General features: G+C 36.1%; 9 protein-coding genes. 7 read left to right on the forward strand and 2 right to left on the reverse strand.

Going from position 1 to position 9,509, the window contains the following annotated elements; translation table 11 throughout:
• The 5 genes from dnaE to ABX784_RS13395 form a co-directional block, all read left to right on the forward strand.
• Window positions 1-2,160, forward strand: a 2,160-nt coding sequence (dnaE, locus tag ABX784_RS13375; RefSeq protein WP_372655559.1) for a DNA polymerase III subunit alpha, incomplete at its 5' end; no start/stop codon positions are given.
• Window positions 2,161-2,192: 32 nt separating this feature from the next.
• Entirely contained in the window at window positions 2,193-3,602 is a 1,410-nt protein-coding gene (locus ABX784_RS13380; RefSeq protein ID WP_372655560.1) for a hypothetical protein, read from the forward strand.
• 4 nt (window positions 3,603-3,606) lie between these two features.
• On the forward strand, window positions 3,607-4,539 hold the full coding sequence (locus ABX784_RS13385) for a hypothetical protein (RefSeq protein ID WP_372655561.1): 933 nt from the start codon (window positions 3,607-3,609) through the stop codon (window positions 4,537-4,539).
• A gap of 11 nt (window positions 4,540-4,550) precedes the next feature.
• Complete coding sequence (pyrD, locus tag ABX784_RS13390; protein WP_372655562.1) at window positions 4,551-5,603, forward strand: dihydroorotate dehydrogenase (quinone); 1,053 nt, start codon at window positions 4,551-4,553, stop codon at window positions 5,601-5,603.
• A gap of 3 nt (window positions 5,604-5,606) precedes the next feature.
• Window positions 5,607-6,176, forward strand: a complete 570-nt coding sequence (locus ABX784_RS13395; RefSeq protein ID WP_372655563.1) for a hypothetical protein — start codon at window positions 5,607-5,609, stop codon at window positions 6,174-6,176.
• Here the strand turns inward: ABX784_RS13395 and queC are convergent.
• The gene (gene queC / locus ABX784_RS13400) at window positions 6,163-6,864 is read right to left on the reverse strand and encodes a 7-cyano-7-deazaguanine synthase QueC (protein ID WP_372655564.1); all 702 of its coding nucleotides are present in this window, start codon (window positions 6,862-6,864) and stop codon (window positions 6,163-6,165) included. The genes ABX784_RS13395 and queC overlap by 14 nt on opposite strands.
• Window positions 6,865-6,877: 13 nt before the next feature.
• On the reverse strand, window positions 6,878-8,647 hold the full coding sequence (locus tag ABX784_RS13405; RefSeq protein WP_372655565.1) for a phospho-sugar mutase: 1,770 nt from the start codon (window positions 8,645-8,647) through the stop codon (window positions 6,878-6,880).
• A 197-nt stretch (window positions 8,648-8,844) separates the two neighbouring features.
• Here ABX784_RS13405 and ABX784_RS13410 point away from each other — a divergent pair, with 197 nt between their 5' ends.
• Window positions 8,845-9,093 (forward strand): ferredoxin, encoded by a 249-nt coding sequence (locus ABX784_RS13410; protein ID WP_372655566.1) that lies wholly within the window; start codon window positions 8,845-8,847, stop codon window positions 9,091-9,093.
• Between the two features lie 150 nt (window positions 9,094-9,243).
• Window positions 9,244-9,509, forward strand: a 266-nt coding sequence (locus tag ABX784_RS13415; RefSeq protein ID WP_372655567.1) for a putative Na+/H+ antiporter, incomplete at its 3' end; no start/stop codon positions are given.

Below are 9,509 nucleotides of genomic sequence, written 5' to 3' on the forward strand. Positions count from 1 at the left end.
AGAGTTTTTGATCTCTCTTTTGCTGAAGCCAATATGCTCTCAAAGCTTATTCCTGATGAACTTGGAATAAACCTTGAGAAGGCCATTGAGATGGAGCCTAAAATCCAGGAACTCATTGATACTGATCCTAAGATTAGACAAATTTTCACTATATCAAGAAGACTAGAAGGTCTATATCGTCACGCAGGTATTCACGCTGCAGGCGTTATTATTACAAGTAAGCCTCTCGTGGAGTACTGCCCACTCTTTAAGGGTGCTAAGGGCGAGAAAGTTGTTCAGTTTGATAAAGACTTCTCTGAAGATATTGGTCTCGTAAAGTTTGACTTTCTTGGACTAAAAACTTTAACCGTAATTGACCATGCTTCTAAATTTGTTCAAAGAGATCATGTAAAAGATTTTGATATTGAAGAAATTGATTATGAAGATCACGATGTTTATAAATTTATTGGGGATGGTCACACTATAGGTGTGTTCCAGCTTGAATCTTCTGGAATGATTGATCTTTGTAAGAGAATTATGCCAGATAGTATTGATGATATTACGGCGATTAACGCTCTTTATAGACCAGGTCCGATGGGTTCTGGGATGCATGATCAATTTGTTGAGATTAAGCATGGAAGACAAAAAGAGCATTATCCATTTGAAGAACTACGACCTCTACTTAAAGATACGTACGGTATTATTGTTTACCAAGAGCAGGTGATGAACATTGCAAGAGTTCTTGCAGGGTACTCTCTTGGGCAAGCCGATATTCTTAGAAAGGCAATGGGGAAGAAGAAGATCTCTCTTATTGAAGAGCACAGAGGAATCTTTTTAAAGGGAGCCGAAGAAAGAGGCTTTGATGTTGAAAAGGCCGGAGAGCTTTATCAACTAATGGCAAGTTTTGCAGAATATGGTTTCAATAAGTCTCACGCTGTTGCTTACTCGTATATTTCATTTCAAACAGCTTTTTTAAAGTATTACTACCCATCTTGCTTTTATGCTGGACTGTTATCAACAGAGCTTACAAATACAGACAAAGTTACTATTTATATTAACGATGCAAAAAATCATGGAGTAGATGTTCTACCTCCAGACATTAATGAGTCTCTTTGGCTATTTAATGTGATCGGCAACAATATTCGTTTTGGTATGGGAGCTATAAAGAATGTTGGAGAAAGTGCTGTTGAGGAATTAATAAGAGAGAGAGAAGAGAATGGTCCTTTTAAAGGGTTTATTGACTTCTGTACTAGAGTTTCTCTAAAGATAGTTAATAGTAGAGGTATAGAATCACTGATCAAGGTGGGAGCTTTTGATGAGAGTGAGACAAAGTTAAATAGAAAGACAATGCTTGAAAATGCTGAACTCATCATCTCTTATGCGAAAAAGCTTCAGCATGAAAAAGAGTTAGGACAGGTTAGTTTATTTGATATGGAAGCAGGAAGTTCTGATGACGGTGGAACTAACGATCCTATGAAAATGCTAGATATTCAAATCACAAATGATTTTGATGATAGAGAGAAGCTTGCTTATGAAGCTCAACTGATGGGGATATATGTCTCAGGACATCCTTTAGACCGCTACAGTGATATTATGGGAAAACTAGCTTCAATGGACATTGCTGCTGCTCATGACATAACCGGTGGTGATAAAAGAGACATGATGCTTGCCGGATTAATATCTGAGAAAAGAGATATTATGACTAAAAAGGGTGACAAGATGTGCTTTGCACAGCTTGAGGATCTCTCCGGTAAGATAGAATGTATTGTTTTTCCTAAGGTGTTTGCAGAATTTGGAGAGCTACTCAGTGGTGATGAGCCAGTTCTGATTAGTGGAAATGTGAATTTGGCCGAAGAGCCTCGAAAGTTTTTTCCTAATAATGTGAAATTATTGAAGGATCAGGCCGAGGATAGGGTTACTTCAATTCGAATTAATGTTAAAATGGAAGAGCTTACAGAGATAAAACTTGATAGGTTTAAGCAAGTACTCTTAAGTTATAGAGGAAGTGTTCCTGCGCATGTTATTTTTAGTGCAGATGATGGAAGAGCTAGGTTGCCACTTGGGCAAGACTTTTTAGTGAATCCAACACCACAGATGGCCGCGCGAGTAAATGAACTATTTAATGGAAATTCAGTTCAGTTTATTGTTGATGGGAGAGTTGAAGATCCAACGATGCAGTAAACTTCAAGGATGGAGTATAGGTGATGAAAGGAATGATCACGTTAGTACTATTTTTAGTACTATCTTTTAATGTAAGTGCAAAAGATGACCTCACAAATGGAGAGGGGAGATTTGTTTCTAGAGATGGAGACTCTCTAACTTTTATAAAGAAACAATTACTCTATGCCTCTGTAAGAGATATTATTTCAAAAGAGCTCTCTAAGCTTGGACATAGTTCAGAGCTTTTCTGGGCCAAGTATAATGAAAAGTTTGATACATACTTTTCTGCTATAAAAGAAAACCTCGATAAATCCTACGGAATTACAACTGAAGACACAGTACTTTCTGGAAAAAAGAAAGAGCGCTACGATAATGCTCTTCGTACAAAGAAGCTTACGATAAAAGCAAGGTACGGAAAATTACAAAAAATAATGTCATCTTATTCTGTTAAGAAGATGTCGAGATCTCCTCAATTTCCAAACAGCCGTTACATGAATATTCAAGCTAAGGTTAATAGAAAAGTCTTAAATGAAATGTTCTACGAGTTTACTCGTGGTGGAATAAAGAGAATGTATAAAAATCTCTTTGTGACGGTTGATTTTTCTATGAGAGAAATGTCTTGGCAAGATCTGGGTGTAGAGCTTGAAAGTGATTTTACTAGTGTTTTAAAAGAACACTGGAAGAGATGGTTTGAAGATAAGTTTAAAGGTAAAATTAATAACGTAATTATAACAAGTTCGAGTGAAGAAGAAAAATTAGAGTCACATTTAAAAATGCTTTCTGAAGCAAGTACTCAGTTGAATAATATCTCTAACCTTGAAGGTGACTTACAGAGAGATCAAGAAAGAGCGATCATCTCTGTTGATGATGAGTTGAAAGATTCTTTGTGGATGAAAGTTAAAGTGAATGTTCGAAAAATTTCTGAAGATCAGACTTTTAAGAAAAGAACTTTTGACTTCGGTGGAGAGTACTTACTCTTTGACTTAAAATCAAATAGGTTAGCGTCTCACTATGATTTCATTAGTGAAGAAGCTACATTTTCTACAGAAAAAGACTTATCAAGTAATTCAGCAAGTCTTGTCTATCGTTTACCTGTTGCTAAATGGGAAGGTCTTGTTAGAGATATTTCACATTTTCCTCTAGGTCGAAAAAGTTTTAGAGTCGATGTTGTTGGTGCGAGTTCAGTTAGACAAATTGATGAAGTAGAGAAGTATCTTTCTTCAATAGGCTTAACTCACAGTTTAAAGGTTGAAATTGATTCATTTAACAGAGATAGAGCTCAGCTTAGAGTTTTCTTTAAAGGGTCTTCTGAAGATTTAAAGGGAACGTTATTAAGAACTAAAGGGCTTGAAGTTGATAATCAAAAAACAATCTTTTTTCAAAATGAGGAGAATCCATTTTTAATAAATCTCGTTGATAAAGATGGTTCAACACAGATTATGAAAGAAAATGGACAAGGATAGAATTGTGAGAATATCAATCAAGAAGGTCTTCACATTAGTTTGTATCAGTACAACTCTTGCGTCATGCAGTTTAAATACAATTGAAAGAACCTCTCACGGTCAAAGACCTAGACAAGAGCCTAGAACGTTCTTTAATGGAATAAAAAAGAGGGTAGCACTTCTAACATTCTTCAACGAGTCTCCGTATGGTGGAGAGGATTTAGGTGTAACAGCTACAGAAGAGTTTAGAAGAGAGTTATCTAGAACAGGACAATTTGTTGTTGACCCAATGGCCAAGAAAATATTTGGATCTTCTAAAGAGATTTATACAGGCGGTGGAGTAAAGCTTGTACAACTTTCAAGGAAAGCAAAAGTCGCAGGATTAAACTTTGTTCTCTTTGGTCGAATCATTGATGCAAGAATTAGAGAAAAAGTTGATGAAATTGGTGTTGTTCGTGAGACTAAGTCGTATACAGAATCAAAGGTTGAAGTACGTATCTTTGATGTAAATGCCAATAAAGAAATATATACAGAAACTCTAAAAGCATCAGCTGATGATAGTAGCTTTAGATTCTTTCAAGGAGATAGAGAGACTAAACTACAATATAGAAGAGACCTTCTTAGGTACGTAGTTCAGATTGCTGTAAGAAAAGCGATCCCTAAGATTGTAGGTATTTCTTCTAAGCTTGATTGGGTTGGAAGAGTTGCAAAGATAGTAGGAACTAAAATATATGTTAATGCTGGAAGAAACTCTGGTCTTAATATTGGTGATATTCTTAAGGTTATGTCAGAAGGGGAAGAAATATTTGACCCTGAAACAGGAGCTTTAATTGGTGTATCTAAAGGGACAGTGAAGGGGACAATTGAAATCATTGATTACTTCGGACCTGATGGATCAATTGCAGTTCTTCACACTGGTGGTTCAGTTCACGAGAACGATTTCGTACAACTTTATTAAGGACGTTTAGGGTGCTTTACGATTTTTTTAAAACAGTTGCCTTTAAAATGGATGCTGAGAAGGCACACGAATTATCAATAAAAGCACTCTCTAGTTTCCCTCGAACAATGGCCGAGGCCTTTGGGGGAAACCTTCAAGATAGTGAAAAATATCAAGTTGAATTAAATACAATGAATTGGAGCTTTCCTGTCGGACTTGCTGCCGGACTTGATAAGAATGCTAAGGCGATAGACTTTTTTGCACGTATCCCATTTGGCGCAATTGAAGTTGGAACAGTCACTCCTATAGCTCAGATAGGAAATCCAAAACCGCGATTATTTCGATATCTAAAAGAAGAGTCTCTAAGAAATTGTATGGGTTTCAATAATGATGGAGCAGGTAAAGTTCTTAAAAATATTTTAAGTAGCGATAGAATGGAGAAAGTACTTGGAGTAAATCTAGGTAAGAATAAAGATACTAGTTCAGAGAATGCACACCTTGATTATTTAAGCCTCTTTAAAACTTTTAAAGACAATTGTGATTACTTAGTCATAAACGTTTCATCTCCAAATACTCCAGGGTTAAGAGATCTTCAAAGACATGAGAGTATGCGTGAGATATTTGAATCTTTAGTAGAGGAGAGAAAGACCTGCTCAACTCCACTCTTTATTAAAATCTCTCCAGATCTTCCTCTGGACTCTTTGGAAGGAATTGTTAATCTTGCTAAGGAATATAGTCTTAGTGGAATCATAGCTACTAATACAACGATCATGGAAGAGAGAGGAGCTGGAGGAGTATCCGGTAAACTTCTTTCTAAAAAAGGTAAAGTTGTTCGTGATAGGTTGTTAGAACTGATGGTCGATAGTCCTGAACTAGATTTAATTGGAGTTGGTGGAATATCATGTTTTGCTGACCTTTGGGACTTTTGGAAAAAAGGTGGAAAAGCCTGTCAGATCTATTCATCTTTTATTTTTCAAGGCCCAGATGTTTTATATGAAATTAAGAATGGAATTGATGAGAAGTTAAAAGAAACTGGTCATCAAAATGTTAGAGAATTACTTAAAAATATAGAAGATTGTAAGTAGCCTATGGATATAGCAGATTTAGAATTTAATATGGATTATTCAATGGCCTCCGACCTTAGAGAGGTTCCTGCTGACGTCGATGAGATGCACAGAGGGGTTAAGTCTCTTATCCATAAAGCGATAGATGTAAATGATGAACTAGTGCGAGCTAAAATCTATTCTCATATTGGTTTTTACTCAAGACTGATTTTAGATTTAGAACAATCTCAAGACTACTATGAAAAATCATATGCTTTATTTGAAAAGCATAAGAAAAAGCTTTCATGCTTCTCTATTAAGATCCAATTAGCTGTCACATATGTATGGATGAGAAAGTTTTCAAAGGCGGATAGTTTCTTCAATAATGCGCTAAAGATCTGTCGTGAATCTAATGCTGAACAAATAGGGAAGTTTGAAGGAAAAATCCTTGAGTCTTATGCAAAAAGTAAATTTGAACAACGTTGTGTTTCTTTAGCAAAAGAGATGCTAGCTGAGGCCTTAGACTTAAGTATTGCTAAGGGAGATATAGATCAAATAAACAAATCTAAAAGTCTATTAACAATAGTCTCTAAAGCAGAGACTATAAGTAATTAGGTCTTTGATCATACTCAATTGGATCTTCAACTTCTGCAAGTTGAAATCCTCTTAGCCTTAGAGCACAAGAGTCGCAAATCCCACAAGCTTTGTCACCACGAGCATAACAAGAGTAAGATGAAGCAAGAGGAGCTTTTAATGAAAAAGCTTTTTTTACAATCTCTTCTTTCTTCATATAGATAACTGGAGTGACAACTTCAATATCACCATCTTTAGTACCTTCTTTAATAAGGTTATTTAATGCCTTATAATAAGATGGTCTGCAATCCGGGTATCCTGAAGAGTCTTCATAAACGGCTCCAATATAGATTTTCTTTCCACCAACAACTTCTGACCAAGAAACGGCCATCGCAACGATGTGGGTATTTCTAAATGGAACGTAGCTGTCAGGAATTTCTTCACTGTCACCTTTGTAGTCTTTTACATTTATTGTGTCATCTGTGAGCGAGCTTCCTCCAATTTGGCTGAGGAAGCTAATGTCGATTATTTTTCTAAGAGATTTTGGAACATTATAAAAGTCTGCAATTTCGTTAAAACACTTAAGCTCACGCTCTTGAGTTTTTTGACCATAGTTTAAATGTAGAAATGCCATTTGCTCATGCTTTTCATTGGCCATGGCCGCTGTTACAAGAGAGTCCATTCCACCACTTACTAAAACTACTGCTAACTCTTTGGACTTTTCTGACATTTCTAACCTCTACTTAGGCCTGTTCTGCTTGCTGTTTGATGTAGCTTAAAAACTCATCAGTCTTAGCAAGGGCCTTACTTTTCTTTTCGCTTAATGAACCTTCTTTTTCCTGAATCATAATATAGAATTTAATCTTAGGCTCAGTACCTGATGGTCTCATGTAAACTTTCGTTCCATTTGTAAAGTTGAAACCTAGAACATTACTACTTGGTAGGTCAAGTTTCGATAGCTTAGAGTCTGTAAAAGATTTAGACTCACCAGTCGAGTAATCTTCTAAGTAGCTGATTTCTTCGCCACAAAATGTTTTATCAGAGTAGCTTCTAAAGTTTTCCATAATCCTAGCAATCTTTTCAGATCCTTCTTTCCCAAAATAATTTAAGTTGAGTAGAGTTTCAGATGAGAAGCCATACTCTTCATAGATTTTATCGAGAGCATCTACTAGGTCCATATCTTGTAGTTTGTAGTGAAGACAGATTTCACTTAGTAAAGTGATTGAACTTACTCCATCTTTATCTCTTACAAATTCATGGTTTAAATAACCAAATGATTCTTCTGTAGCAAAAACAAAGTTCTTTTCAGGGTTAGACTTTTCAAGTTGATTCATTTTTCCACAGATCCATTTGAATCCTGTCAGAGTATTGAATGTTTCAACTCCGAAGCTTTCCGCAATTTGATCTTGTAGTGGAGTAGTAACAATTGTTTTAACAAAGTATGGGTTACTTGGCATTGCTCCTGACTTTTTAAGTCCACCCATTACATAGTGAACCATGAGAATACCGATCTGATTTCCATTTAAATAAACGATCTCACCATTTTTCTTAAATGCAAGACCAACTCTATCAGTGTCTGGATCAGTTCCAAATGCAACATCAGCATTAGTGTCTTCCATAAGCTTAACAGCTAGAGCAAGTGCTTCAGGGTTTTCTGGGTTAGGAGAACTCACTGTAGGAAAGTCTTCATCGGGGAGCTTTTGTTCTTCAACGACTTGAACGTTAGTGAAACCAAGGTTACTTAGTGCTGTAGTACATGGAACAAAGCCAGTACCGTGAATTGGCGTATATACAATATTAAGTTTTCCACCTTCTTCAGTACACATTTTTGAATTAATGGCCTTAGAGTTGATTGCTTCAAAATAAAGATTTTCCACATCTTCACCAACCCAGTGAATAAGTCCTTGAGAAAGTCCATCGTCAAAATTCATTGTCTTTACACTTGAGAAGTTAGTCATTGAGTTATAGTTATTAATTATATTTGAATCATTAGGTGGAGTTACTTGAGCTCCATCATTCCAAAACACCTTATAACCATTGTACTCTGGTGGGTTGTGTGATGCTGTTACCATTACTCCAGCTTGAGCTTTATGGTGTCTAACACTAAAACTAAGAAGAGGAACTGGGTTCAATCTTTTATAGATATATGCATGAACATTATTTGCTGCCATCACGCTTGCAACTTCTTTAGCAAATTCAAATGAGAATCTTCTATTGTCGTATGATATAGCGATCTTAAATTCTTTAAGACCTTCTTCTTTACCTGAACGAATGATTTCATTTGCAAGGGCCTGAGTAGCCTTTCTAATTGTGTAAGTATTAATTCTATTTGTTCCTGCGCCGATGATACTTCTCATCCCACCAGTTCCAAATTCTAAATCTTTATAGAATCTTTCAATTACTTCCTTCTCATCACCGCTATCAATTAAGTCTTGGATTTCTTTTCTAAAACTCTCATCAAAGTAGGAATTGTTGGCCCATGCCTGTGCTCTATCAAGTGCATTCTGCTCCATATATGATCTCCATTTAATTTTGGGTTAACTTAAGTCGAAGGTGCATTCTGCCATTATTAAAGAAAAGTGACAAGAATGACGTATAGCATATACTTGAAATGATTAAGAATTTGACTGAATTAATACACCTCTAGGTATAGTCTTTAGCAAAAAATTGATATAATAAATAATCAACTGATAAGATTAAGGAGAACGATATGGCCAACAAGGACATGAAGCACGAGAAGAATATTGCTGGTGCCTGGTATTGTACGGACCCAGATGATGACAATGGAGAAGGATGTATTGCTTGTAACGTATGTTATACAGGTGCTCCAGAGTTTTTTGGTGAAGATGAAGATGGTAATGCTTATATCATGAAGCAACCAACTACTGATGAAGAAGTGGAGTTATGCGTTGAGCAGATGGAAGCTTGTCCAGTAGCTTCAATCGGAAACGACGGTTAGTTTTTTTATTTGGGCCAAATTCCTTGGCCCAACTTTTCCTCAAAAAAAATTCATTTCTAAGTTTTCAATACTAGGTTAAAATTTAACTAGTTACGTTTTATTATCTAATTATCCGAGCTCGGAGCTCGGTTTAACAACTAGGAGTGTTAAGTGAATCCAACTAACGTTCAATTAGTGGGGACAATACTTTTTGTATGCGCAGTTCTCCATACTTTTTTCGTTTCAAAATTTGAGCACCTTGCTCATAAGTATCCAAAAGGCTCAATCGGAGAGAATGTCTATCACTTCTTAGGTGAAGTTGAAGCTGTTTTTGGTATGTGGGCCGCTATTTTTATTGCTTATATGGCATCAACTGAAGGTCTTATGGTTTTTGGTGAAGATGGTCACACTGTAGTGGGGGGAGCTATAAAGTATCT

The sequence above is a fragment of the Halobacteriovorax sp. genome (assembly GCF_041587335.1).
In the GTDB taxonomy this organism is placed as follows: domain Bacteria; phylum Bdellovibrionota; class Bacteriovoracia; order Bacteriovoracales; family Bacteriovoracaceae; genus Halobacteriovorax.